26 protein-coding genes and 1 tRNA gene are annotated in these 24,903 nt (G+C 52.9%); all 27 read right to left on the bottom strand.

Annotated elements, in window-relative coordinates; genetic code table 11:
* Positions 1–495 precede the first annotated feature (495 nt).
* Positions 496–1,587: a prephenate dehydrogenase gene (locus tag PRECH8_RS00965; protein ID WP_200965186.1), complete on the bottom strand. Its 1,092-nt coding sequence runs from the start codon at positions 1,585–1,587 to the stop codon at positions 496–498.
* On the bottom strand, positions 1,584–2,672 hold the full coding sequence (gene hisC, locus PRECH8_RS00960; protein ID WP_200965185.1) for a histidinol-phosphate transaminase: 1,089 nt from the start codon (positions 2,670–2,672) through the stop codon (positions 1,584–1,586). Before hisC ends, PRECH8_RS00965 begins: the two co-directional genes overlap by 4 nt.
* A 3-nt stretch (positions 2,673–2,675) precedes the next feature.
* On the bottom strand, positions 2,676–3,506 hold the full coding sequence (trpA, locus tag PRECH8_RS00955) for a tryptophan synthase subunit alpha (protein ID WP_200965184.1): 831 nt from the start codon (positions 3,504–3,506) through the stop codon (positions 2,676–2,678).
* Positions 3,506–4,702, bottom strand: a complete 1,197-nt coding sequence (gene trpB / locus PRECH8_RS00950) for a tryptophan synthase subunit beta (RefSeq protein ID WP_200965183.1) — start codon at positions 4,700–4,702, stop codon at positions 3,506–3,508. Before trpB ends, trpA begins: the two co-directional genes overlap by 1 nt.
* Positions 4,683–5,378 (bottom strand): phosphoribosylanthranilate isomerase, encoded by a 696-nt coding sequence (locus PRECH8_RS00945; protein WP_200965182.1) that lies wholly within the window; start codon positions 5,376–5,378, stop codon positions 4,683–4,685. Before PRECH8_RS00945 ends, trpB begins: the two co-directional genes overlap by 20 nt.
* A gap of 231 nt (positions 5,379–5,609) precedes the next feature.
* Positions 5,610–6,407, bottom strand: a complete 798-nt coding sequence (trpC, locus tag PRECH8_RS00940) for an indole-3-glycerol phosphate synthase TrpC (protein ID WP_200965181.1) — start codon at positions 6,405–6,407, stop codon at positions 5,610–5,612.
* On the bottom strand, positions 6,397–7,434 hold the full coding sequence (trpD, locus tag PRECH8_RS00935; RefSeq protein WP_200965180.1) for an anthranilate phosphoribosyltransferase: 1,038 nt from the start codon (positions 7,432–7,434) through the stop codon (positions 6,397–6,399). Before trpD ends, trpC begins: the two co-directional genes overlap by 11 nt.
* Positions 7,435–7,473: 39 nt before the next feature.
* Positions 7,474–8,985 (bottom strand): anthranilate synthase component I, encoded by a 1,512-nt coding sequence (gene trpE / locus PRECH8_RS00930; RefSeq protein ID WP_200965179.1) that lies wholly within the window; start codon positions 8,983–8,985, stop codon positions 7,474–7,476.
* 829 nt (positions 8,986–9,814) lie between these two features.
* Positions 9,815–10,189: a chorismate mutase gene (gene aroH / locus PRECH8_RS00925; protein WP_200965178.1), complete on the bottom strand. Its 375-nt coding sequence runs from the start codon at positions 10,187–10,189 to the stop codon at positions 9,815–9,817.
* Positions 10,190–10,195: 6 nt separating this feature from the next.
* A complete protein-coding gene (gene aroB, locus PRECH8_RS00920; RefSeq protein ID WP_200965177.1) occupies positions 10,196–11,290 on the bottom strand; it encodes a 3-dehydroquinate synthase in 1,095 nt (364 codons plus the stop codon).
* A gap of 1 nt (position 11,291) precedes the next feature.
* Positions 11,292–12,455: a chorismate synthase gene (gene aroC, locus PRECH8_RS00915; protein WP_200965176.1), complete on the bottom strand. Its 1,164-nt coding sequence runs from the start codon at positions 12,453–12,455 to the stop codon at positions 11,292–11,294.
* Positions 12,456–13,321: 866 nt separating this feature from the next.
* Entirely contained in the window at positions 13,322–13,483 is a 162-nt protein-coding gene (locus tag PRECH8_RS00910; RefSeq protein WP_200965175.1) for a hypothetical protein, read from the bottom strand.
* A gap of 78 nt (positions 13,484–13,561) precedes the next feature.
* Entirely contained in the window at positions 13,562–14,338 is a 777-nt protein-coding gene (locus tag PRECH8_RS00905) for a CheR family methyltransferase (RefSeq protein WP_200965174.1), read from the bottom strand.
* Positions 14,339–14,396: 58 nt separating this feature from the next.
* On the bottom strand, positions 14,397–14,840 hold the full coding sequence (gene ndk / locus PRECH8_RS00900) for a nucleoside-diphosphate kinase (protein WP_200965173.1): 444 nt from the start codon (positions 14,838–14,840) through the stop codon (positions 14,397–14,399).
* A gap of 204 nt (positions 14,841–15,044) precedes the next feature.
* On the bottom strand, positions 15,045–16,019 hold the full coding sequence (locus PRECH8_RS00895; protein ID WP_200965172.1) for a polyprenyl synthetase family protein: 975 nt from the start codon (positions 16,017–16,019) through the stop codon (positions 15,045–15,047).
* Between the two features lie 281 nt (positions 16,020–16,300).
* Entirely contained in the window at positions 16,301–17,050 is a 750-nt protein-coding gene (locus PRECH8_RS00890) for a demethylmenaquinone methyltransferase (protein WP_276569079.1), read from the bottom strand.
* A gap of 142 nt (positions 17,051–17,192) precedes the next feature.
* Positions 17,193–18,047 carry a heptaprenyl diphosphate synthase component 1 gene (locus tag PRECH8_RS00885; RefSeq protein ID WP_200965171.1) on the bottom strand — a complete coding sequence of 285 codons (855 nt, stop codon included), beginning with the start codon at positions 18,045–18,047 and terminating at the stop codon, positions 17,193–17,195.
* Between the two features lie 160 nt (positions 18,048–18,207).
* Positions 18,208–18,747, bottom strand: a complete 540-nt coding sequence (locus PRECH8_RS00880; RefSeq protein ID WP_200965170.1) for a hypothetical protein — start codon at positions 18,745–18,747, stop codon at positions 18,208–18,210.
* Between the two features lie 99 nt (positions 18,748–18,846).
* On the bottom strand, positions 18,847–19,074 hold the full coding sequence (mtrB, locus tag PRECH8_RS00875; RefSeq protein WP_242457353.1) for a trp RNA-binding attenuation protein MtrB: 228 nt from the start codon (positions 19,072–19,074) through the stop codon (positions 18,847–18,849).
* 104 nt (positions 19,075–19,178) lie between these two features.
* A tRNA-Pro gene (locus PRECH8_RS00870) sits at positions 19,179–19,255 on the bottom strand.
* Positions 19,256–19,398: 143 nt separating this feature from the next.
* Positions 19,399–19,671: a non-specific DNA-binding protein Hbs gene (hbs, locus tag PRECH8_RS00865; protein WP_200965169.1), complete on the bottom strand. Its 273-nt coding sequence runs from the start codon at positions 19,669–19,671 to the stop codon at positions 19,399–19,401.
* Positions 19,672–19,915: 244 nt separating this feature from the next.
* On the bottom strand, positions 19,916–21,394 hold the full coding sequence (gene spoIVA / locus PRECH8_RS00860) for a stage IV sporulation protein A (protein ID WP_200965168.1): 1,479 nt from the start codon (positions 21,392–21,394) through the stop codon (positions 19,916–19,918).
* Between the two features lie 327 nt (positions 21,395–21,721).
* Positions 21,722–22,435, bottom strand: a complete 714-nt coding sequence (locus PRECH8_RS00855; protein ID WP_200965167.1) for a YphF family lipoprotein — start codon at positions 22,433–22,435, stop codon at positions 21,722–21,724.
* Between the two features lie 108 nt (positions 22,436–22,543).
* A complete protein-coding gene (locus tag PRECH8_RS00850) occupies positions 22,544–22,729 on the bottom strand; it encodes a DUF2768 family protein (RefSeq protein WP_308808398.1) in 186 nt (61 codons plus the stop codon).
* Between the two features lie 180 nt (positions 22,730–22,909).
* Positions 22,910–23,188, bottom strand: a complete 279-nt coding sequence (locus tag PRECH8_RS00845; protein ID WP_200965166.1) for a stage VI sporulation protein F — start codon at positions 23,186–23,188, stop codon at positions 22,910–22,912.
* 72 nt (positions 23,189–23,260) lie between these two features.
* Positions 23,261–24,304, bottom strand: coding sequence for an NAD(P)H-dependent glycerol-3-phosphate dehydrogenase (locus tag PRECH8_RS00840; protein WP_200965165.1), 1,044 nt, complete (start codon positions 24,302–24,304; stop codon positions 23,261–23,263).
* 12 nt (positions 24,305–24,316) lie between these two features.
* Positions 24,317–24,895 carry a glycerol-3-phosphate 1-O-acyltransferase PlsY gene (plsY, locus tag PRECH8_RS00835; protein WP_200965258.1) on the bottom strand — a complete coding sequence of 193 codons (579 nt, stop codon included), beginning with the start codon at positions 24,893–24,895 and terminating at the stop codon, positions 24,317–24,319.
* Between the last annotated feature and the right edge of the window lie 8 nt (positions 24,896–24,903).

Below are 24,903 nucleotides of genomic sequence, written 5' to 3'. Positions count from 1 at the left end.
AGTCTCACTGCTTAGATATACTTGACTTGCGGCGAAAAGTTGCGCTTGCACATTCCCATAATCACCAAATATCTATTCAAATAAGACGTTCCTTTTGCCGAAAAGGTTACGCATTCATTATTAAAACATAATCAAATCAAAATAATCAAACCAAAAATCATCATCTCAAACATTCTGCGTAAGTTGTATAAATTCGTGCTAGATGTTGAAAATCCTGCTCCGTGAATATTGGAACAATTTATGAACAATACGCAAAAAAAAGACCACCTTCATGATGAAGGTGGCTGCACAAAATCGTGCCTAGTTATTCGGATAGGAGTGGAGAGAAACCATACTGTAGTTATATTATATTGTATACGCTTTCAGTTTGTCAACACTTTTTTGTTAGCGTTTTCTATATTTCTCACTTTCCCCATAATGAGCCGTATTTCTTCAAGGAGGATGAAATCAGTGCTTAAGGCCTTCCCTTTGCTGCCTTAAGCACTGCTGACCTTGCTAATAACGCACGGTGTAGCCGGCATCCTTCAGCAGCTGTTCCGCCTTGGCAAGATCCTGGTCGTTGCGGAAGGACAGCCGCATCACCCCCGGCACATCGGCGCGGCTCTCATGGATCTGGATATTGCCCAGATTGATCTGATGATCGCTGAGGAGCGTCGTGATCTTCGCGATGATCCCCGGATGATCGGGTACATCGACATAGAGATCGTATAGCATCGCATGGAGCACACCGCGGCGCCGCTCCGGCAGGCGGCTGCGGAATTCCGAAGCTAGGCTGAATTGCCGCTCGATGCCTTCGCCGTCTTCCTCTAGAAGCAGGCGCCGGAACAACTCCATCTCCCTGCCCCAATCGGCAAGGAGATCGAGCAGAACCTCTTTGTTATGAAGCAGGATATCCCGCCAGATGACGGGATCGCTGGAAGCGATCCGCGTCAGATCGCGGAAACCTCCGGCCGCCAAAGCTTCATAGAGCGGGTTCGCATCGTTGTAACGGGCAACCTGATTCACGAGTGCAACGGCGATGATATGGGGCAGGTGGCTGACCGCACCGACGATCTCATCGTGCAGCTGTGCATCGACGCGAATGATCCGGGCGCGTGTCAGCGACAGCAGCTGTTCCAGACGGTCGTATACTTCCTGCGGCACCTGCTCGTTCGGAGTGAGAACATAATAGGCATTCTCGAACAGATAGGAGGATGCCGCTTCGACTCCCGAGCGCTCTGAGCCGGCCATCGGATGACCACCGATAAAATACACGTCCTTCAGCGCCAAGCGCTTCGCACAGCGGTCGATAGCCCCCTTCGTGCTGCCAACATCGGTGATGATGCAGCCCTTCTTAAGCGGAAGCTCGCTGAGCTTCTCGAGGTACGTCTCCAGCATCCCTACCGGCACGCATAAGAAGATGACATCGGCATCTGCCACAGCTTCTTCCATCGAAGTCGTCGCATCATCAACGACACCGCGTTTTATATATTTTTCCACCGAGGCGGGATTCGGGGAATAACCGATGACATACAAGTTCGGTTTCCCTTTGAAACACAGTGCCAATGACCCGCCGATCAACCCGACGCCTAAGATCGCAATCTTCATCGCTCAGCCAATACCTCTTCCAGCGCTCGGATGAACTTCTCATTGTCCTCCATGCTGCCAACGGTCACGCGTAAGGACGTCGGGAAACCAAGCGCATGACCGCCGCGCACGATGATGCCTTTGCGCAGCAGCGACTCGAACAACTGCTTCGCATCACGCCGGCAATCCACGAGGATGAAATTGCCGTATGCGGGATAATAGGAGAGCCCCAAGTGTTCAAACTCTCGGCTTAAGTACTCGATTCCCGCCCGATTTCTCTCCCGGCAGGAAGCGATAAAATCCTGATCCTGCAAGGCTGCCCGGGCCGCTGCTTGACTGGCGCGCGTCGTATTGAAGGGACCGCGCACCTGGTTGATCGCACGGATCACCTGCGGATCGCCGACGGCGTAGCCAATGCGCAGAGCAGCTAGGCCGTAAGCCTTGGAGAAAGTGCGAAGCACGATGACATTCGGACGATCGATATAATCCAATCCATCGGGATAGGCTTCATCTTCCACGTATTCGAAGTACGCTTCGTCCAGGGCGACCAAGACATGATCCGGCACCTTCGCCAGGAAGTCTTCCAGCTGCTGTCTCGTCACGATCGTGCTGCTGGGATTGTTCGGGTTGCACACCCAGATGATCTTCGTCTTCTCGGTGATGCGCGCTGCCATAGCTTCCAGATCATGGGTGCCATTCACCAGCGGTACCTCGATGCAAACCGCTCCTTCGATCTGAGCATTGTGCTTATATTGGGGAAACGACGGCGTCGCCATGATCGTCTCGTCTCCCGGAACCAGATAGGCCCTTGTCATCAGCGCGATGATCTCATCGGAACCCGCGCCGATGAGGATCTGTTCGGGACGGACTTGATAGAACTCCGCCAGTGCTTGCACCAGTTCATGGCTGGCGCCGTCAGGATACAGGAAACTGTTGGCCTCCAGTTCCTCCATCGCTGCTTGTTTCGCCAAATCAGAACAGCCGTAGGGATTCTCATTTGATGCGAGCTTGATCACTTCTTCAAGACCCAATTCTCGCTTCACTTCTTCTATCGGTTTGCCGGGTTGGTATACCGGCAGATCCATGATCGTTGATTTTGGTTGCACCCGCTATTCCCCCAATGTTTCGAGATGTTGTCCTTTTAATTGTGCCACAAATTGCCCAATTTGCAACAGTCCTTGCTTGCGAGTCTGAGCATCTTGCAGAAGGGGGAGAGCTTCTTCGATCTTCCGAACGATCGCGCTGCCGACGATGACTCCGTCGCTCACCTTCGAGAAGCGCTCCACTTGCTCACGGCTTGAGATGCCGAAACCGACGCATACGGGCACGCGGCTGGCCGCGCGAACCGTCTCGATGAAGCGGTCAACTTCCTCGGAGAATTGGGAGCGTTCGCCGGTGACGCCGAGGGATGAGACACAGTAGATAAATCCGCTGGCACGGCCCGCAATCTTCGCGATCCGCTGCTCGGAAGTCGGAGCTGCGAGCGGGATGAGATGCAGTTCATGGGCGGCAGCCAGAGCCTTCATCTCCTCATCCTCTTCAATCGGCAGATCGGGAATGATCATGCCGCTGATGTCATGCTCAACCAGCAGCTTCACGAATGTCTCCGGTCCTAACTGAAGAACGGGATTATAGTAGCTGAACAGGATAAAAGGAATCTCCACGCCCCGATCCCTGGCCTGCTTGGCAAGCTGGATCACATCGGTGATCCGCACCTGATTGCGAAGCGCCCGCTCGGAGGCGCGTTGAATCACTGGTCCGTCCGCCAGGGGATCGGAGTAAGGAACCCCCAGCTCGATCATGTCCGCACCGGCCTTTGCCAAGCATTCGATGATCTCTAGCGAGGTCTCAAGATCGGGATCACCGATCGTCACGAAGGGCATCAGAGCCGTCTCTCCCCGCTCACGGAGTCTTGCAAAAGCGGCATCGATTCGATTCATCAGGCTTCCCCTCCCAGTAAATCCATGATCTGCGAGACATCCTTGTCCCCGCGGCCGGACAGGTTCACGACGATGATCTGATCAGCCGAGAGTTCAGGTGCCAGCTTCGCCGCATAGGCAACCGCATGGGCGCTCTCCAGCGCCGGGATGATGCCCTCCGTACGGCTCAGCAACTGCAGGGCATCCAGTGCCTCCTGATCCGTTGCCGGTACATATTCCGCACGACCTGTATATTTCAAGTACGCATGCTCCGGTCCAACCCCCGGATAATCCAGACCCGCTGAGATCGAATAGGCCGGCAGCACCTGACCGTATTCATCTTGCAGCAGATAGCTGTAGGATCCCTGGAATACGCCTTCTTTGCCCTTCGCCATCGTCGCCGCATGTTCCCCTGTATCGATCCCCTTGCCCGCCGCTTCCACGCCGATCAGGCGGACGGAAGTTTCTTCGATGAAGGGATAGAACATCCCCGCGGCGTTGCTGCCGCCGCCCACGCAGGCGATGATCACATCGGGCAGGCGCCCCTCCTGCTCCATGATCTGCTTCTTCGTCTCATCGCCGATGATCCGCTGGAAATCCCGCACCATCATCGGATAAGGGTGGGGACCCGTCGCTGAACCGAGGATATAGTAAGTATCATGAACATTGCTTACCCAGTAGCGCAGGGTTTCATTGCAGGCATCCTTCAGCGTGCGCGTTCCCGAAGTTACGGGAATCACTTCAGCGCCCAGGAGCTTCATCCGGAAGACGTTCAGCGCCTGCCGCTTCGTATCTTCTTCTCCCATGAAGACCTTGCACTCCAAGCCCAGAAGAGCAGCAACGGTCGCCGTAGCAACGCCGTGTTGTCCCGCTCCGGTCTCGGCGATCACCTTGCGCTTGCCCATGCGTTTTGCCAGCACGGCTTGTCCGATGGCATTGTTAATCTTATGAGCACCGGTATGGTTCAGATCTTCCCGCTTCAGATAGATCTTCGCACCGCCGAGATGCTGCGTCAGCCGCTCAGCATAATATAATGAGGTCGGACGACCGGAATATTGCTGCAAGAGATAGCGCAACTCATCCTGGAAGTCCGGCTGCTGCGAATAATGCAGATAAGCCTCTTCTAATTCGTGCAATGCATTCATCAATGTCTCCGGCACATATCTTCCGCCGAATTTTCCGAAACGCCCGTATTGGTCAGGCATCGTGGTTGCCATGTTGCTTCACCCTTTCTACGAATGCTTGAATCTTCGCTATATCTTTGACACCGCTTGTTTCCACGCCGCTGGACACATCGACGCCGTGCGGCTGGTACTTTGCGATCAAATCGCTGACATTATTCACATCAAGCCCCCCGGCCACGATCAGTGGAATACCCGCTTCCACCGCCCAGCGCCGGTATTCGGGAATCACCGACCAGCGGAAGGTGCGGCCGGTTCCGCCGCCGACTTGGGGATCATAGGTGTCAAGCATGACGGCATCGACGCCTGCAGCTGCATATTCATCGAGGCGGCGCTTCATGGCCGTCTGCAGTTCTGGATCGCCCGCTTCTCCTCCCTCCGCCACCGGGATTATCTTGAAGATCTCGACACCTAGTTCTTCCTTCACCATTCGGCAGAACTCCGGCGTCTCACGCCCATGCAGCTGCACGACGTCCAAGGCGGCTATATGCTGCACCTGCTTTAATTCCTCAAGGCTCGGTTGAACGAATACGCCGACCGTACGCGGCCGGCGGGCAGGAGTCAACGCTCCGATCAGCTCTGCGGCTTGCTCCGCATCTACCTGTCTTCGGCTTGGTGCGAAGACGAAGCCCAGATAATCGATCGGCAGATGCTGGATAGCGGTGATCGTCTCCCGTTTCGTGATTCCGCATATTTTAACCAGTGGGTTCATGGAATCTCTCCTTGCTCTCAGCCTGTATGGTATGCACGATGTTGATTAGCAACATGCTGACAACCGTTATACAGCAAGGCCGTATACCAGTGCGGATGCTGCTGTGAACCATCTGGCATGTGGTATACTGCTGTGAACTGTCAGACATGCAGGTTGCTGCTGAACTGTCCAGCATGCGGTATGCTGCTGCGAAGTGTGCCGCATGCTTATCCTGCTATTTGGCTATTTGGACTATGCCGGCATGCGGCCCATCAGCTGATGGACAGCTTCCGCCACATCATCCTGACGCATAAAATACTCCCCAATCAGCACCGCATCCGCACCGATGGATGCCAACCACTGAATATCCTGCGGACTTGCGATGCCGCTTTCGCTGACGATGGTCACATCCTTCGGCATCAGATCGATCAGCTGTCTCGTATGTTCTAGATCCACCTCAAAGGTATGCAGGTTGCGGTTGTTCACGCCGATCAGCGAGACGCCGTCCAGTTCCAGAACCATCTCCAGCTCTTCCCTGCTGTGCACCTCAATCAGGGCATCCATGCCCAAATCTCTTGCCATCTGCAGATATTCCCGTATCTGCTGCTTGCTCAGGATCGCAGCGATCAACAGCACCGCGTCAGCGCCGATCAAGCGCGCTTCATAGATCTGCAGCGGATCGATGATAAAATCCTTCCTCAAGAGCGGCCGGTCCACCGCCCGACAAATCTCTGTCAGATATTCATTCGCCCCTTGAAAATACACCTCATCCGTAAGCACCGAGATGCAGTCTGCACCGGCCGCCTCATAGGTGCGGGCCAGCTGTACAGGATTGAAGTCCGGACGGATCAACCCTTTGGACGGCGATGCCTTCTTGACTTCCGCGATCAGCCCCATGCTGCGGTGCCGCTTGCCTGCCGAAAGAGCTTCTGCAAAGCCCCGGCAGGGTGCCAGCTCCGCAATGCGGCGTTCCGCTTCGGCTGGATGGAGCGTTGTCCGCAGACGTTCGACTTCTTCTCGTTTCGTAATCACGATCTTATCAAGATACATGGCTGACAACTCCTGTGTAATCGATTAATTCGTTCAGTTTGGCAAGTGCGGCGCCAGAGTCGATGGCATGTGCCGCTAATTGTACGCCTTCCGCCATGCTTGCGCAGCGCTGTGCAGCATACAGGGAAGCGCCGGCATTGGCCAATACGATATCGCGGTAAGCATTCCTTGCGCCGCCCAGCACCTCCCGCACGATCTTCGCATTATGCGCCGGTTCGCCGCCGAGGATCTGCTCCAATGGGCTTTCGGACAAACCTAACTCTTGAGGAGTGATATCGTAGGTAGTGATCTGACCATCCTTGAGCTCTGACACCCGAGTAGGCGCCGCGATGCTGATCTCATCCAAGCCGTCGTAACTGCCCACGACTAAGGCTGCCTTAAGGCCAAGCTCCTTCAAGACACCCGCGATTAATTCCGTCTTCGAGCGGTCATAGACACCCATCACCTGGTATTCCGCATTGGCCGGATTCGTGAGAGGGCCAAGCAGATTGAAGATGTTGCGAATCCCCAGCTCCTTGCGCGGTCCGGCAGCGTGTTTCATCGAAGGATGATAATTCTGAGCGAACATGAAGCAGATCTTAATCTCATCCAGGCATCTGCCCGCTTGTTCGTGGTTGATCGAGATGTTCACGCCGAGCGCCTCTAAGACATCGGCACTGCCGCTCTTGCCGGACATCGCCCGATTACCGTGCTTCGCCACGGGGACGCCGAGGGCTGCGCAGATGATTGCCGAAGTCGTCGATATGTTGAATTTGCGGATACCCGAGCCGCCGGTGCCGCAGGTATCCAGCACGCCCGTCTGGTTGTGCGGAAGCTGGACAGCCTTCTCGCGCATGATCTCCGCGAAACCGGCGATCTCCTGCACGGTCTCGCCTTTCATCCGCAGGGCCGCGATCAGGGCGCCGATTTGTGCCGCCGTTGCTTCACCGTCCATAATCGTTCGCATCACGTCCCGTGCCTCTGACTTGGTCAAGGATTCGCCTTCGACAACCTTGTTAATGGCTTGTTTTATATCGATCGTGCTCATCTACGATTCCTCCTCTTATGCATTGAATATCTCTCACGCTCACTGGGGTACTTGCTGAAACACCGTTTCCGCCATGCGGATCGCTTTGAGCAATGCGGCGGCCTTATTGACCGTCTCCTCATATTCCCGCTTTGGATTGGAATCCTCAACGATTCCCGCTCCCGCTTGTACATAGGCTTTGCCGTTCTTGAAGATGATCGTGCGGATCGTAATACAGGAATCCAGATTGCCGGAGAAACCTAAGTAACCGATGGAGCCCGCATAGGCTCCGCGCGCCTCCTGCTCCAGCTCAGCGATGATCTCCATCGCGCGAATCCGCGGCGCACCGGATACAGTTCCCGCAGGCAGGCAGGCGATAAAGGCATCGAAGAAATCCTTGCCCTCCCGCAGCTTGCCCGATAGATGAGAGACGATATGCATCACATGGGAGTAGCGTTCGATCTCCATGAAGCTGTCGCACTTGACGGACCCTTCTTCCGACACTCGCTCGAGGTCTTCTCGTCCCAGATCGACCAGCATCTGATGCTCTGCCCGTTCCTTCTCATCGGCGAGCAGTTCCTGTTCCAGCCTAAGGTCCTCTTCTTCCTCAGCGCCTCTGGGTCTCGTGCCGGCAATCGGCCTCGTCGCCACCCGATCCCCTTCCACGCGAACGAGAAGTTCCGGCGAGGCGCCGACGATCACTTCATCGCACAGCTTCAATACATACATGTATGGAGAAGGATTGATCATGCGCAGCACGCGGTAGACCTGCAGCGGCGAGATCTCCGTCTGCATCTCGAAACGCTGCGACAAAACGACCTGCTGAACTTCACCAGAGCGTATATAGCCTTTGGCTTTCTCCACATTGGTCATGAATTGCTCTTCGCTGACATTCGATGTGATCTCTCCGAGTTCAATATCTGCAGGCAGTTCATGAACGGGCAGACCCTCTTGGTGTCTTGTTGATTGCAGACGCTTGACCGTCCGTTCGATGCTGCTCACGGTTTGCTCATATGAACGGCGGATTGCGTCCTCATCGGCCCCTTCCGGGATATGCACATTCGCGATCACCTTGATCTGATGCTTCACATGATCGAAGGCGATGACTTGATCGCAGAACATGAACTCGATGTCCTGCATATTCAGATCATCCCGGCGATGTGAAGGGATCTGTTCATAATAGCGGAGCAGATCATAGCCGAAGAAACCAACAGCACCGCCTGTAAAACGGGGAAGATCGGGCAGCGCCGGACTGCGGTAAGCGGCGAATAAGCGGCGCAGCACCTCGATTGGATTGCCTTCAGCGATCTCCTTCGTACCGTCCTTGTACTCCACGGTAAAGCGGCCGTTTTTTCCTCTGATGATGAGGAAGGGATCCGTTCCAATAAAGGAATACCGCGCCAGATTCACGCCTCCCTCAGCACTTTCCAGCAGAAAAGCATAGGGTTCCTCATAGAACTGTTGGAACACGCGGATCGGTGTCTCCGTGTCCGCCATCAGTGTTCTTGCAATCGGTACAAGATTGAACTGCCCGGCCAACCGGATCACTTCTTGCAATTCAGCATTCGCCATGTGAGAACCTCCTCCATCTCCATACGCTCGGAATCACGAACAACAAATAAAAAAACCTCTACGCGAAGTAGAGGTTTGCATACAGATAAGATGATATAAGGGTACAACTGTCCTGCCAGCTGCTGCATCCCGGACAGGTCGCTTCTGTACTCCTGTGCTTCCGTGTTTCCATACTTTCGTGCTCTTAAGCTTCTGCACTTCGGTACTTATGCACTTATGCACGTCCGTACATACCCGAGGAATCGATCCGCATACAGCCGCAAGATCCCCCAACTCTTCTCAGCTCATCTCATCTGTACTCAGCTCTACTCAGCTCAATACTCGATTAAGATCCTTGTTATATTTCCATGAATATCTCAGATGTGCTCTTCACTTCCGTGCAGTGTCTCGCCTGACTCCATCACGCAATGCTGCTCAATACTACTCAACTTTTCTCAATGCTCAGCTCTAAACTGTTACTACAAACTATACACGAATAATCAGCCGCTGACAATACTGAATATGATCAAGTTTTCTAAACAACAACTTATCTCAAACTGCGCATAAGCTTGACTAGATCACATCCCTGCTCTTCGACTTGCAGAATTGCAATGGACGCGCTGTTTTATCCTAATTTTAGGACAAAACCTTTTCGCTCACGCTTGTTTTTCGTTTTTAGTCCTACTTTTAGGATAAAATCAATCGTTTCGCCTCGCGCCGCCCTCGTTTTATACTAATTTTCTGACAAAATGAACCAATAGAGCCTATTTCGCTCCTCTTATATCCTATTTTTAGGACAAAATCCATCTTGCCTGCTCAAACGCGTCTCCTGCTTCCACCGTCTCCAATGTCAAACATCGGCTCCCGTTAGATCGGGACGGAGTTTCTTCGCATCATTCAGATAGACGTGGACCATCTCGCTTTGGGTCTTATCGGTGTTGACCTGCAGCAAGAAACGGATGCACAAAGGCAAGCTGCCGGGCACAGGAATCTCCTGGGAACACATCAACGGCACCATCTCCCACCCGGGAACTTGACGCACGGCGCGTGCAGGGAAAGCTGCGTCCAAATCATGAGTCACCGTAATCAAAAAGCTGCACACTTCTTCCGGTTGAATCTGATTCGCTGCGATGATCTCGTGCAAGAGTTCGCTCGTCCCCTGCAAGATCTCCTCTTCGCCGTTACGCGGCACGGTGATCGCCCCGCGTATACCTCGTACTGCCATAATCACTTACGCCTCCTGTTTTAATTCATCGATGATCTCCTTGATCCAAGAAGCTTCGATATCATCGCGGATCTCTGTCTTGCCGATCGCGACAGGCACGACGAATACCATCTTGCCGTCCCTAAACTTCTTATCGTGCATCATCGCTTGCAGAATCTGCTCCGTACTATAATCATGCGGAATCCGAACGGGCAGACCGAACTTCTGCAGGATGCGCTTCGTCGTCGTATAGATCTCAGGATCGTACCCCAGACGTACCGCAAGCTTCGCAGAACCAACCATGCCGATCGAGATCGCTTCGCCATGCAGCAGTTGTTGATATTGCGCTACAGCTTCAAGGGCATGGCCGATCGTATGTCCGAGATTGAGGATCGCACGCAGGCTTTGCTCCCGTTCATCCTGTGAGACGACCTGGGCTTTGACATGACAGCCGTTATACAGCGCATACGCCGTTTCCTCGGGGGACAACGCCAGCAGAGCATCAGCATGCTCCTCACACCAGGCGACAAAATCAGCGTCCCAGATCAGCCCTTCCTTGATCACTTCCGCCAGCCCGGCGCGGATCTCCCGCTGCGGCAGCGTCTTCAGCAGCGCTGTATCGAAGAGCACGAGCTCCGGCTGGTGGAACGCGCCGATGATATTCTTGGCAAAGCGATGATTAACTGCCACCTTGCCGCCCACGCTGCTGTCATGGGCAAGGATCGTCGTCGGTACTTGGACGAAACGAATCCCCCGCATAAAGCTGGCCGCGGCAAACCCGGCCAGATCGCCGACCACGCCGCCGCCGAGGGCGATGATCACGGAATGGCGGTCGAGCCCTGCCTTCAGCGCACTCGTGATCACTTCTTCAAACTGCTCCAGCGTCTTGGATTGTTCACCGGCCGGCACGGTATGAACGGCAGCGGAGTAACCGGCCTGTGTCAGGATCTCCTGAAGCGGTGCAAGGTGGTATCCTGCGACCGTGTCATCGGTGACGATGAGCAGCTTGTTCACCGTCTTGATCCCGCGTTCCGCAAGGAATTCAGGCATCCGGGAGAGGATGCCCTCGCCGATCAGAATCGGGTAGGAGCGATCCCCCAGATCAACATTCAGACGCTTCATCTCAATACATCTCCAACAGCTTGCGATAGTTGTTGTAATTCGCGCGAATCTCTTCCATCGAATCTCCGCCGAATTTCTCCATGAACGCCTTGGCCACTTCCCAAGCGACGACATGTTCCATCACCACGCTTGCAGCGGGTACGGCGCAGCTGTCCGTGCGTTCCACCTGTGCTTTGAACGGCTCCTTCGTGTCGATATCAACGCTTGCTAAGGGTTTTAACAGCGTCGGAATCGGCTTCATCACGCCGCGAACAATGATCGGTTCACCGTTCGTCATACCGCCCTCGAAGCCGCCAAGGCGGTTTGTCTTACGGTGGAACCCTTTTTCTTCCGAATAGAGGATCTCATCATGCACCTGCGAACCAGGCAGCTTGCCTGCCTCGAAGCCGATGCCAAATTCAACACCCTTGAATGCGTTGATAGAGACGACCGCCATCGCGATTCGGGCATCCAGCTTGCGGTCATATTGCACGTGACTGCCCAGACCGACGGGCACGCCTTCGACGATCACCTCAACAACGCCGCCGATCGAATCGCCCTCTGCTTTGACTTTATCGATGTACTCGATCATCTTCGCTTCGGCTTCCTTATCGACCACGCGCACAGGGGATTCTTCAGTGATGCGGATGATCTCATCGATCGGCAAATCATGGCGTTTCGCTTCTATTTCGCCGATCCGCAGCACCTGGCCGGCGATCTTGATGCCGAACTCCGCCAGAAATTGCCGGGCGATCGCACCGACTGCCACCCTTACAGCCGTCTCGCGGGCGCTGGAACGCTCCAGCACATTGCGCAGATCCTTCAGCTGATACTTCAGCCCGCCGTTCAGATCCGCATGGCCTGGACGGGGACGATGGACGCGGCGCAGTTCTTCCTCTGACCCTTCCACCGGCTCCACATTCATCACATGGCTCCAGTTCTCCCAATCCTTATTCTCTACCACGATCGCTACGGGAGCCCCCGTCGTCCGGCCGTGCCTCACACCGCCGACGATCTTCGCTGTATCCTTCTCAATCTGCATGCGTCTGCCCCGGCCATAGCCAAGTTGGCGACGATGCAGCTGATAGTTTAATTCATCGAAATCAATCTTCATATTGCTTGGCAATCCTTCGATAATCGCTGTTAATTGCGGACCATGGGTCTCTCCTGCAGTCAAATATCTCACGTTGCTTCCTCCTTCTAAACATAGAAGCGCTGCATTTTCTCGCTTTAGCGCTTTTATGCACTACATAGTTTCATATGCTCATTATAGTATAACAAGCACCCGAAGGTAAAGAAATACTTGGACATCCCGCGATCGCGCAGACTGTGCAGAATGAGCGCTGGCTGGACACAGGTTGGATACAGGTTGGATACAGATTGGACATAGATTGCATACAGATTGGATACAGGTTGAATACAGGTTGAATCGATAGATTTTATCGTCTCAGGTTTGGGTTCTACTATTGTGCAGCTCTTGCCCTGAGAGCTGCCTCTGCCTACGTTGGTCAACAGTTTTTGTCGTCACACGTGTGGAGACTGGAGACTGTTTCGGCGCACGCTAAGTCAACAGTTTCTGTCGACTCACGCACCAGTTCCGCTCCTGCATATGTTAAACGCCGCTTTTTACCTATACACACACCAGTCATGCTCCAAACGTACCTTCTACCTGTGCACAACCTGCATACAGTCCAAACAAAATAAGAGCTATCCGATTTCATCTCGGACAGCTCTATGTGTACTGTTGACTGACTGCTATGCGCTGACTGGGCATCAACCCGCATACTCTTGCTTGTATCCGCGACCTGCCGCTGGTAGTTCCTCGAAAAGCTCAATTCGCTGGAAGTTCCGCAGACATTTCAGTTCGCTGACGGTCTTACGGGCATTGCGAACGCCGTCAGTCCTGCAGACATTGCTGTTCACCGACAGTCTCGCAGACATTGCTGTTCACCGACAGTCTCGCAGACATTGCTGTTCACCGACAGTCTCGCAGACATTTCAATTCCCGACAGTTCACTTACAAGCAATCGACTGCCTGCAGCGACCCAAATATCAGCCGACGGGCTGCTTGCCGCGAACAACATGAACGGCATCCTTCGTATTTTCCTTCATGATGCCCATCACCCGCATCGAATCGATCCCAAGGATCTGTGCACATTCTTTAAGATTGATGATTCCCCTTCGATAGGCTTGAATCACTTTCCATTTGTCCATCTTAGGCAACCTCCATAATATAACCATACGGTACAACCAACCATTAGGTACTATTAGTATGGGAGGTGCTGGTAAGTTCTATACACGCCTGTAGAAAAAAGTGTCCGCCGTCTCAAATCCATACTGTCCAGGTGAGAAAATCTGTTCCGTACTGCCGACGAAGAGGATGCCCCCCGGCTTAAGCGCTTCAGCAAAACGGTGGTATAACATCGCCTTCGCCTCATCGGTAAAATAGATCGTCACATTGCGGCAGATGATCAAATCATACCCGCTCTCGAAGCGGTCTGCCAGCAAGTTATGCTTCTTAAACTTGACCGCGCGGCGCAGCTCATCTGCAATCTCCCATTCGTTGGTCTCCAGACGCTTGAGATAACGCTGTAGATAATACTCGGGCACTTCGCGCACAGATCGTTCATGATACACGCCGCGCTTCGCCGCATCCAACACCTTCTCATCCAGGTCCGTAGCTAAGATGCTGGAAGTACGAAGCGCTCCCAGGTCATGCAGGATCATCGCTAATGTATAGGGCTCTTCGCCGGTGGAGCATGCTGCGCTCCAGCATTTGAGGTGCGGGCTGCGCGCGATCATCTCCTTAAGGAACTGATCTCGCAGCGATTCCCAGCGCTTGCAATTGCGCCAGAATTCCGAAACATTGATCGTCATGCGATCGATAAACTCTTCCAACAACTTCTGATCCTTGGTCATCGCACGATACAATCCGATAAAGGTTGAGTAGCCTTTCTTGTTGCGAAATGCTGTCAATCGCCGTTTCATCTGCGCTTCTTTGTACATGGACAAGTCGACCGCAGCAAGAGACTTAACCTTCTCAATAAAAACAACGAAATCTTGATCCATATCGACTTCTCTCCCATGCTGGATCCATGAATGCTATTATGAATGCGATCATGAGCAGTTAGATCCAATGATGCTGTGCCAACTCGTAATCCACCAACTCACCCGGTGCAAAATAGATCGCAATCTCGCGCTCCGCACTTTCCTTCGAGTCCGCGCCGTGGATCAGATTGCGATTCGTATGTATGCCGTAATCGCCGCGGATCGTTCCCGCAGCTGCTTCGAGCGGATTGGTCTTGCCGATCAGCGCCCGCCCGTGCTGAATCGCATCGACCCCTTGCCATACCATGGCGAGAACTGGGCCGGAGGTGATGAATTCAATTAATGATGGATAGAACGGCTTGCCGGCATGCTCCGCATAGTGGGCACGGGCTTGTTCTTCACTTACCTTCAGCAGCTTGGCTGCGATCAGCTTGAGGCCCTTTCTCTCAAAACGAGAGATGATCTCCCCGATCAATCTTCGCTGTACACCATCGGGTTTGATCATGATAAACGTGCGTTCCACATGATACCCTCCCATCAGAATCACGGACCCGTATACGCGTATTCGCATGCGATCTTGCATACTTATTCATCCATGCGTATAGAACATCAAGCGAGTTTCCGCTTTGATCATCAGACTTGTTCTGCTTGACGAACGAACTGCTCTTCTTACGATCGAGCTGATCTCTCTGATAATCGAATTTCTCCGCTTGATGGTCGATTCCGCTTAGAAATTGCGATTCACTATAAAAGATGCGATCGCCATCAGGTCTTGGCTGGCCTGGGTCTTCTGGAGTGAGCGGATCGCCTGCAGCGCCTTATCGATATACTGCTTGGCCATGGACTCCGCCTTCTGCAATCCCTTGGAAGCGCGGATCATATCGATAAAACGCGATGTGTCCTGTCTGCCTTCGCTGTGCTGAATTTTCTTCAGCTCTTGTAACAATTCATGGCGCAGGGAGTCCTCCTGCAGCGCCAGGATAACCGGCAAAGTGATATTGCCCTGGCGCACGTCGCTGCCGGGCGGTTTGCCCAACTGCTTCTCGGTTCCGTTGATATCCAGCAGATCATCGGTGATCTGAAACGCCATGCCGACATTGTACCCGTATCGATACAGGGTATTGCTCGCGCGTTGATCGGCCCCTGCGGCCATCGCGCCGAGCTGACAGCTCACAGCGATGAGCAGCGCAGTCTTGCGCCTGATGCGAAGCAGGTAATCACGGATCGTCTGGCTCGGTTCGAAGAACAGGCGGATCTGCTCGATCTCACCGATGCTCATCTGAACAAGGGCACGGCTTAAGATCTGGTGGATGCGCGGGTTAGGTACCTCAGCGGCCAAGTTGAGCGCTTTCGCAAATATGTAATCCCCTGTATACATGGCCACGCGGTTGTCCCATTTGGCCTTGACGGTAGGCTGACCGCGCCGCGTCGCTGCGTCGTCGATCACATCATCATGCACTAATGAAGCCATATGTATGAGTTCCAGGGAAGCAGCGATTTGAATCAGATGATCGCGCTCTCCGCTGCCAAAAGAGCCGGACAAGAGGACGAAGATGGGGCGAATTCGTTTGCCCCCGGCCTTTAGAAGGTGCAAAGACGCTTCTGTCAACAAGGTATGCTCGGAACGAACCGCTTCTTCCATCACTGCCTCAATGTCTGCAATTTCCGACCGCAATTTCTTATAAATATCCAGTAACCTCATCATGTCACCTACGTATCAATTCGGAAAAAGTACTCTTACACAATGAATTCCGTTATTCTCAGGCATTTTTCTCATTTCTGTTCCTTATACCCGTACTATCATCTCTGCTCTTAGTTTTCTTTCCCGTATTCTCATCTCTTTTTATTTCTGGTCCTGTTTTCCATTGCTGTCATCATATTACGGCACGATTGCCGATCACCTGCTGATCGCTGACCTGATCGTGTACACATTCGTCGGGGCGCAGCGTTGCTGTTCGCATATACATTGAGAAGACAATACGGTTACTTAACTCCGATGTGCAGAGCGGCAATTCCGCCGGTCAACGGGTATGCTTCAACATGTGTAAACCCGACCTCTAGGAAGATCGCTTTCAATTCAAGATGGTCGGGGAACATGGCGAGGGATTCAGGCAGCCACTTATATTGTCGGTAGCTCTTAGCGAACAATTTACCCAAGAGGGGGAGGATCCCTTTCAAATAAATATAATACATCCCTTTGAAGGGCTGCCAGATCGGCTTGGACAGCTCTAAGCATATAACTCGCCCGCCGGGCTTGACAACTCTGTACATCTCCTGAAGGGCTTTGTGGTAATCCGGCAGGTTGCGCAGACCGAAGCCGATCGTCACAAAATCATAGGTATCATCTGCAAAGGGCAGTTCCATCGCATTGCCTTGAATCAGTTCGATCTTATGCTGCAGTCCTTTTCGTTCGATTTTGTGCCGGCCCACTTTCAACATCTGTTCGCTGAAGTCAAGACCAGTCACAGATGCGTCGCCGTTCCGTTCAGCAATGGCGATCGTCCAATCACAGGTGCCGCAGCACAGATCCAAGGCAGTCTGCCCAGGCTGAACGTTCATCTTCTTCATCGCAAATGCGCGCCATGCCTTATGGCGCCGGAAGCTCAACAAATCGTTCATGAAATCATATTTCGGTGCGATGCGTTCAAACACTTCATGAACATGTTGTTCCTTCGCTTTGGCTTCCATCAGCTCACCCCAGCTCCCTGTCATGTAACGTCTCAGTTCCATCATCTTGTCCATCAAGTCGTGCTTTCAATACTATCAAGTTGTGCAGTCATCAGCATCTCGTACTGTCTACATCATCAATTCATGCTGTCATCATCAGTACGGTTAACATCAAATCATCAAGCAGAACGTTCCGCGTTCGTTGCTCTCAATTATACAGCCTCGATGTGATCCGACGCAGATCGTCGATCACGGGCAGGATCGCTTCTTCATAAAGCGGCTCTGAGCGCATATTCATCGTCAACTGCTGCAGTTCCTCTTCTGTCCGTTCACATTCTGCCTCCAAGCGCTCAACGATCCGATGGGTTTCGAACCAGGCGCGAAGGGCTTCGGGCTCGTCCAGAACAGCCAGGACTTTCGATCGGTCCTCTTCGGTCGCCAGGCTAAGCAGCTCCCATACCGCCCAGCCTTCGTAATCGCCGCTCAGCTCCGTTAAGTGCTGCCACTCTTGTTTTAGGATCAATGCCTTAGTTCCTGCTGCCAACAGATCACGCCATATCTTCCGCTGCCCCTCCGGGACATCGCCTTCGAAGGCCAAAAACAAGCGCGTTCGAATGGCCAGCAGCTGCTGAAGATACTGCTCGCCAGACAGATCACGCTGTTGCTTGCGCAGATATAAGCTGATCTTCATCTGATTGACATCGCTGATCGCTTCAGCGATCCTGCGAACCGCATCGATCTCACCTGCAGCAGCTAACAACTCGTAATACCGCCCGCTCAAATAATCGCCGGCCAGGATCTTGATCTGTTTGGATCGCATCTCTGCGATCTCAGTTTCATCGTTGCGCACGCTGACCTCGTCATGTGCATCCAGGCCGATCTGCACAAGCGAGAGTACCAGCGAATACAGTTCATCGCGCCGACCCCGCTGCAAGTCAGGTTGGAGGAACGCCAATAATAACTGCACCTGAAAGTCAGGGAATGACGGAAGTTCCGTATGTTGTTGGATCATGTCAAAGCTTAAGTATTGAGCGGCCTGTTTCTTCACCCGGTTAACATTCATTCTTGCAAATTCCTCCAATTATTATGTAGCCAATCTTCGTACCGTCAATTATTTATGTCATTATAACACATCATACACACGCAAGCACGGCTTTCGACGCATCGATATCGACAAATTTTCATCAAACCTTCATAATGTCGCGCATTCCTTCGGACTTCGGTCATTCCGCTCCGTACCATTCCTGCCATCGCCGCGTGCTCTGCACTTTGAAGACCTCGCGAACGAGCTGCTCAGCTGATTCCAGCGCTGCGTCTTCCTCCTCTGCATACGACAATCGTCTAAGCGCCTGCGTGCGGTCCGCGGTGACGGCCAACAACAGAGAAGCATGCTTTCCGCGCTCATCATACACCCGCATCATTACGCGGCTGACATTTTTCATATTGGCTAAACCGAACCGGCCTACCTCGAGAAGATCATGGAAGACCTCTTCGCGCGGCAGCCCCTGATCCGTCATATAGAGATCCACATACAGGATCGGTTCCCGCCAGTCGAGCCGGAGTATGTCCAAAGTAAGCGGCAGACGCGCCATATAATGGACCAGATTCTCATCGTTTAATATATTGCCGTAAACAACAGAAACCACTTCCTGTGTATCCTCATCACCGCCCGGAACCCTTGGAAAACCGCTCGCAATCACCGACAGCAGCAGCGCGATCATGCAGGCAAACCCCAAGGCCAACAGGGGAAACGGCCGCCTCATCCTATCACCTTCCTGCGAACTTCTCTTAACACCATTGTACAAACAAAAAAAGCAGGCTATGCCTGCATCTTGCGCAAATACCATTATTCACGAAATCCGTTACTCATCCGTATGTACGATACCCAGCTTCGTATAGATCGCCGCTTTGCCGCGGATCTTCACTGCCGAAGTATGGTCGGTAAACTGTGCGATCATGACCTCGCCTTTGTCCAATTTCTCCGTATGGTGAAACCTCGTATCCTGACCGCGCGTTAATCCGATGACCTGCACCCCGTTATCCTTCGCCTTAATTACAAAATATTCACCCTGCGTCAGGTTGTCTGCCACTCACGGCGCCTCCTTCCAGGCGGAACACTTGAGAAAACTCAATGTTCTCAATCAAAAATGTCGTAATAAGAGAACAAGACATCGTCATGACGATGTCTTGTTCATGGTCGGAGTAACACGATTTGAACGTGTGACCTCACCCACCCCAAGGGTGCGCGCTACCAGACTGCGCCATACCCCGACGTCTAGTTCATAGTTTATATCATTCCCGGTGAAATGTCAAGAGTTCAGCTGCCCCGCCTATAGCTGATGCGAACGGCCGCAACAACCCTTCCATTGCGGCCATTCGCTGCCATGTTCTAATGAAGCAAGCAGCTATGTATCTTATTTGATTCCTTCTTTAAGCGCTTTTCCAGGTTTGAATGCTGGAACCTTGCTTGCAGGGATTTCGATTTCCTCGCCGGTTTGAGGATTTCTGCCCTTACGTGCAGAGCGCTCGCGAACTTCGAAATTGCCGAACCCAACCAGTTGGACTTTTTCACCATTCTGCAGTGCTTCTGCGATCGATTCAAAAACCGCATCTACGGCTTTAGTGGCATCCTTCTTCGACAGATCCGTCTTCTCAGCAACTTTAGCGATGAGATCTGTTTTGTTCATTCCACTCACCTCCCCCCAAGCCGTAATACGCCTATTAGTAGATGTGTAACCAGTATGACCGCAAATTATACATGCTCTCTTCTAAAAGCGTATAAACTCGCAAGCAAACCAAAACTATCGTAATATAAGCGTTCCGCATTTTCAAGCATTATTTCTTATCGATTCGACAAAAAAAGTGCTCTCCCGAGCACTTTTTGCATGATTTTTGCTGCTGTGAGCTGCTGATGATCGCATCATAAGGTTATTAGAGGATAATCGCGATCAATCCGCCGGAACCTTCATTGATAATGCGGCCCAGGGTTTCTTGCAGTTTGTATCGAGCATTGTCCGGCATCATCGCGATCTTGCCCGCAATTCCTTCGCGGACGATGGAATACAGCGATCTGCCGAAGATATCCGCCTCCCAAATCTTCGTCGGATTCTCTTCAAAGTCCGACATAAGATAGCGAACCAACTCCTCGCTCTGTTTCTCTGTGCCGATAATCGGAGCAAATTCGGAATCGACATCTACGCGGATCATGTGGATCGACGGCGCAGTTGCTTTCAGCCGAACCCCGAAACGAGATCCCTGTCGGATGAGTTCCGGTTCGGACAGGGACATCTCCGACAGCTTTGGTGCGGCGATGCCGTATCCGGTTTTTTTGACCATCTCCAATGCTTCAGCGATCTGATCATACTCACGTTTGGCATGGCTGAAGTCTTGCATCAATTGCAGCAGATGATCCTTGCCGCGGATCTCCACGCCGACGACTTCCATCAAGATGCGGTCATACAGTTCATCCGGCGCATACAGATCGATCTCCGCCACACCTTGCCCCATATCCATGCCTGCCAGTCCGGCGCTTTCGATAAAATCATATTCGGTGAATTGGCTGACGACGCGGTCGACATCTCTGAGCCTTCGGATATCCTTCACCGTATCGCGTACCGACTCCTCAAAGCTCTTGCGAAGCCAGTGGTTCTCATCCAGGACCATCACCCAGCTGGGCAGGTTCACGTTCACTTCATGCACCGGGAATTCAAACAGCACTTCCCGCATGACATTCAGCATCTCCGCTTCACCCATAGCGGCAACGCTCATCGCCATCACCGGGATATCATACTTCTCAGCCAGTTCTTCCTGCAGGGAGCGGCACTCGGCACTCATCGGATTCGTGGAGTTGATGATCATGATAAAGGGCTTGCCGACTTCCTTCAGTTCGGCAACGACTTTTTCCTCTGCTTCAACATAATCCGAACGGGGAATCTCAGCGATCGAACCATCCGTTGTGACAACCACTCCTAAGGTGGAGTGCTCCTGAATGACCTTGCGGGTTCCAATCTCAGCAGCTTCTTGGAACGGGATCGGATCTTCGAACCAAGGCGTGTTGATCATGCGCGGTCCGTTCTCGTCTTCATACCCTTTGGCACCGCTCACGGCATAACCGACACAATCGACAAGCCGGACATTGACCTCCAAACCTTCCGCCACGGTGATCTTCACCGCTTGATTCGGCACGAACTTCGGCTCAGTCGTCATGATCGTCTTCCCTGCGGCGCTTTGCGGCAGCTCATCCGTCGCCCGCTGACGATCCGCTTCATTGGTGATATTAGGCAGGACAACAGTTTCCATGAAGCGCTTGATAAAGGTGGATTTGCCCGTTCTAACCGCCCCGACCACGCCAAGATAGATATCGCCGCCGGTACGTTCTGCAATGTCTTTAAAAATATCCACTTTCTCCAATGAGATCTCCTCCCTGTAACAGAACTCGTACTATCAATTGGACTAGTAACAATATATGTACTCCATAACCGATTATGCCTTCTTTTTGTGGACACAAGCCGCACCCTTAGGCGTCTTACGCCCTTTAAGAAGGCGTCAACTTCACTAATCTTGGACCAATATATGACGGCAAGCTGCGATTTATTCTCCTTATTACCAACAAAAACAAAAAAACGCCCTTTGTCAGGCGTTTTCAATGATATTAACAAGCGTTGCTATGACACTCTCCCTTTCGACAGACGGCGCCGCAAACCTTCCTCTGCAGACCTTCCTTCCATCGTTCGGTCATCACGGCAAGGAAATCACCGGTTGTTCGTCCTGCCAAACATAGGGCAGGGAATACACCGGCAATACATAGGATTGCTGAATGAGGACCTCCCGCAGATCCAGCACCGGCTCAAAGGCATCGCCGAGGGCCTGAATGTGAACCATAATCTCTGGCGCATAATCCACATACACCCTGCCCTCTTCCGTGATGATAAGCGGCAGCGTCTGCGGGGAATACACGCTGGGCACCTGATTTGACTTCAGTCCGAGCACTTCGCCGTCTAATCGATAGATCCCCTCCTGTACAGGCTCTTCCGCCGGCAGCCGTCCAGTTCGATTCCTGTAGGCATCGGCCTTCACTTGAATATCCGTCACTTCCTGCCATAGGTTCATCTCGATTAAGCGGACCAGCCAGTCTTCCCCCGACGGCACGAGCACATAATAGAAAGAGCCTCCTTGTTCGTAGGCATTGGACGGAACCTGCACCAGCTGTCTGGCGTGGATCAGCTCGCGAAAATCAACGGGATACCGCTCATATCCCAAAGCCTCATCACGGCGCTGTTTCACCGGGAGCTGATGGTTGTAATGTCTATAGGCATTCACAGCCGTCTGTACGACCGGCACGGTTTCCTCAGGCGGCGCTATAGCGCGCAGATGCGATCCGCCGCAGCCCGTCAGCACGATCGCCGCAATCAGGATGACGATTAGGATGAAGCCGGATCTTATTCGCAGCATGGTTCCTCCTCGAATCGTGCATTGTCTTTGATTGATAGGTATGGATTGATAGGAATGCTATGGGATGTCCCTAGGCCAACAACAGATCATCTATCATATGACATCTCGTCAGAAGATCGAGATATATCCCAGGATTACGCCGTATATAAGCGCGATCACGGCAACGATCGTCAAGATCACTCGCAGGATTCCCCGGGTCTTCGCTCTGGCGAAAGAGACGATTCCCGAAGCTAATAACAGCAAACCAATGGCACCAAAGGAGATCCACATCTTCGTCATCGGATCGATCGGCATAGCTGTAATCTTCCTCTCCCATGTAATATGATGTTATGTAACTGCCAGTCTAAGTTTAACCCATTATGGAACAGAAATCCATAGTGTGATCAGGGAGGAGCCATTTAGAAAAGGGGCCGCCCAGCAGTCAGTCAGTGCTGACTTCCTGGACAGCCCCTCCGCTCATCCTGTTCAGTCTAGTTATTTGCGCGACATCATCTTGATCATCTGCTCAAGATTGTTCGGATTCATTCCGCTCTTCTTGACGGCTTGCACGATCTCATTCGTCAATTGTTCGGAAACTTTCACGTTCACAAGCGCGCCCACTTGCTTAATCAACTTGCGAAGCTGGGCTTCATCTTTCATCGTCGATTGATTGACTTTGCCGGCGAGTTTCTTCACATCCGTGGGCGAAATTTTCTTGCCCGTTTTCTGATTCACTAGTTTCAGCACATCGCTTGACACATTCCGCTTGACCATACGGTAACCTCCCCACGAGCGTTTACTCTATCGTATGTCGTGCAGGAAGGTTTCGTATAGGCATCATCCACATTATTTCATCCATTTAATAGTGCTGGCGCGGGCGATTTCCTCAATCTCATGGGTCTTGCCGCGGCCCATCAGGTCCTCAACGGCGGTCTTCGGCGATTTGCCTAAGAACAATACGGCGTGAAGTTCGCTAGTAATCGGCATGCTCACACCGTACTCCTGGGACAGCTGATATGCCGCCTTCGTCGTCTGGATGCCCTCTACGACCATGCCCATCTCCTGCAGGACCGCCTCCGCGCTTTTGCCGCGGGCGATCTCATATCCGGCACGCCAGTTCCGGCTGTGCTTGCTCGTACAGGTAACGACGAGATCGCCGATGCCGGACAGACCGGCAAAGGTCAGGGGATTCGCCTCCATGGCGATGCCCAGCCGGGTGATTTCCGCTAAGCCGCGAGTGAGCAGTGCGGCTTTGGCATTGTCGCCAAAGCCGAGGCCGTCGCTCATACCCGCTCCGAGGGCGATGATGTTCTTCAGCGCACCGCCGATCTCCACGCCGAGCAGGTCAGGATTCGTGTACACGCGGAAATACGAGTTGATGAACAGATCCTGTGCCCGCTCCGCCGCTTGCACATCCTGCGAGGCCACGACAACTGTGGTTGGGCAGCGATTGCTGACTTCTTCGGCGTGGCTCGGTCCGGACAGAACACAGATCTTCTCCGCGTTATAATGCGGCAGCTCATCGGCGATGACTTGCGACATGCGCATTAAGGTATCCTTCTCAAACCCCTTCGTCGCATGGACGACCAGGGTCTCTGTGCTTATGTATGGTGCTGCCTTTCGGACGATCTCCCGCATATGGGCGGAAGGAGAGACGATCACCACCGCCGATGCATCCTGCAGGGCTTCTTGCATATCGGAGGTCGCCTTCAGATGATCGGGCAGCCTGACGCCGGGCAGATATTTATGATTCGTGTGCTGTTCATTGATCTCCGCAGCCTGCTGCTCACTGCGTGTCCACAGAACCGTCCTGTGTCCGTTCTCAGCCAGCACGAAGGCCAGCGCCGTGCCCCAGCTTCCCGCCACTAACACGGTTACTTTCTCAGACAACGCATTTCCCTCCTATCGCTTACTTCCTATCTTATGCTCTTCACCGCGAATCAGTCGGCGAATATTCGATCGGTGCCGATATACAGCAAAGGCACAGATCAAGAGCATAGCGATGATGATCTCGATCTCCGCTCCCATGATCACAGCGATAATCGGCATGAGGGTGGTGAAGATCAGAGAACCCAAGGATACGTAACGCGTGATGAAGATCGAGATGATCGCAACCGCGCCGGCGATTGCCGCCGGGTAGAAGCTGAGGACCGCTGTGACGCCGATCGTCGTAGCGATGCCTTTGCCGCCGCGGAATGAGAAAAACACCGGCCAATTATGGCCGATGATCGCAGCCAGACCGCAGGCTGCGGTAACCCACAGGGTTCCTTGCGATAACCAGGATCCGATCAGGACCGAAGCGATGCCTTTGCCCATATCCAGCACGAACACGATGATCGCGGGCACGATGCCGAGCACCCGCAGCGTGTTGGTCGCACCGGCGTTGCCGCTGCCGTGCTTGCGGATATCGATTCCTTTAATCTTGCCTACGATGAGGCTGAACGAAAGTGAACCTATAAGATAACAGATTGCTATGGCCATTCCATTTA

The organism is Insulibacter thermoxylanivorax (genome assembly GCF_015472005.1).
Classification (GTDB): Bacteria; Bacillota; Bacilli; order Paenibacillales; family DA-C8; genus Insulibacter; species Insulibacter thermoxylanivorax.
This window is presented reverse-complemented; position numbering and strand designations above follow the sequence as displayed.

What these genes read in the sequence shown, in the direction of transcription:
- PRECH8_RS00965 (WP_200965186.1), bottom strand. Translation starts at nt 1,587, where the DNA reads ATGAAGATTGCGATCTTAGGCGTCGGGTTGATCGGCGGGTCATTGGCA.
- trpA (WP_200965184.1), bottom strand. Translation starts at nt 3,506, where the DNA reads ATGAATCGAATCGATGCCGCTTTTGCAAGACTCCGTGAGCGGGGAGAG.
- trpB (WP_200965183.1), bottom strand. Translation starts at nt 4,702, where the DNA reads ATGGCAACCACGATGCCTGACCAATACGGGCGTTTCGGAAAATTCGGC.
- PRECH8_RS00945 (WP_200965182.1), bottom strand. Translation starts at nt 5,378, where the DNA reads ATGAACCCACTGGTTAAAATATGCGGAATCACGAAACGGGAGACGATC.
- trpC (WP_200965181.1), bottom strand. Translation starts at nt 6,407, where the DNA reads ATGTATCTTGATAAGATCGTGATTACGAAACGAGAAGAAGTCGAACGT.
- trpD (WP_200965180.1), bottom strand. Translation starts at nt 7,434, where the DNA reads ATGAGCACGATCGATATAAAACAAGCCATTAACAAGGTTGTCGAAGGC.
- trpE (WP_200965179.1), bottom strand. Translation starts at nt 8,985, where the DNA reads ATGGCGAATGCTGAATTGCAAGAAGTGATCCGGTTGGCCGGGCAGTTC.
- aroH (WP_200965178.1), bottom strand. Translation starts at nt 10,189, where the DNA reads ATGGCAGTACGAGGTATACGCGGGGCGATCACCGTGCCGCGTAACGGC.
- aroB (WP_200965177.1), bottom strand. Translation starts at nt 11,290, where the DNA reads ATGAAGCGTCTGAATGTTGATCTGGGGGATCGCTCCTACCCGATTCTG.
- PRECH8_RS00910 (WP_200965175.1), bottom strand. Translation starts at nt 13,483, where the DNA reads ATGGACAAATGGAAAGTGATTCAAGCCTATCGAAGGGGAATCATCAAT.
- PRECH8_RS00905 (WP_200965174.1), bottom strand. Translation starts at nt 14,338, where the DNA reads ATGGATCAAGATTTCGTTGTTTTTATTGAGAAGGTTAAGTCTCTTGCT.
- PRECH8_RS00895 (WP_200965172.1), bottom strand. Translation starts at nt 16,019, where the DNA reads ATGAGGTTACTGGATATTTATAAGAAATTGCGGTCGGAAATTGCAGAC.
- PRECH8_RS00890 (WP_276569079.1), bottom strand. Translation starts at nt 17,050, where the DNA reads ATGATGGAACTGAGACGTTACATGACAGGGAGCTGGGGTGAGCTGATG.
- PRECH8_RS00885 (WP_200965171.1), bottom strand. Translation starts at nt 18,047, where the DNA reads ATGAATGTTAACCGGGTGAAGAAACAGGCCGCTCAATACTTAAGCTTT.
- PRECH8_RS00880 (WP_200965170.1), bottom strand. Translation starts at nt 18,747, where the DNA reads ATGAGGCGGCCGTTTCCCCTGTTGGCCTTGGGGTTTGCCTGCATGATC.
- hbs (WP_200965169.1), bottom strand. Translation starts at nt 19,671, where the DNA reads ATGAACAAAACAGATCTCATCGCTAAAGTTGCTGAGAAGACGGATCTG.
- PRECH8_RS00855 (WP_200965167.1), bottom strand. Translation starts at nt 22,435, where the DNA reads ATGCTGCGAATAAGATCCGGCTTCATCCTAATCGTCATCCTGATTGCG.
- PRECH8_RS00850 (WP_308808398.1), bottom strand. Translation starts at nt 22,729, where the DNA reads ATGCCGATCGATCCGATGACGAAGATGTGGATCTCCTTTGGTGCCATT.
- PRECH8_RS00845 (WP_200965166.1), bottom strand. Translation starts at nt 23,188, where the DNA reads ATGGTCAAGCGGAATGTGTCAAGCGATGTGCTGAAACTAGTGAATCAG.
- plsY (WP_200965258.1), bottom strand. Translation starts at nt 24,895, where the DNA reads ATGGCCATAGCAATCTGTTATCTTATAGGTTCACTTTCGTTCAGCCTC.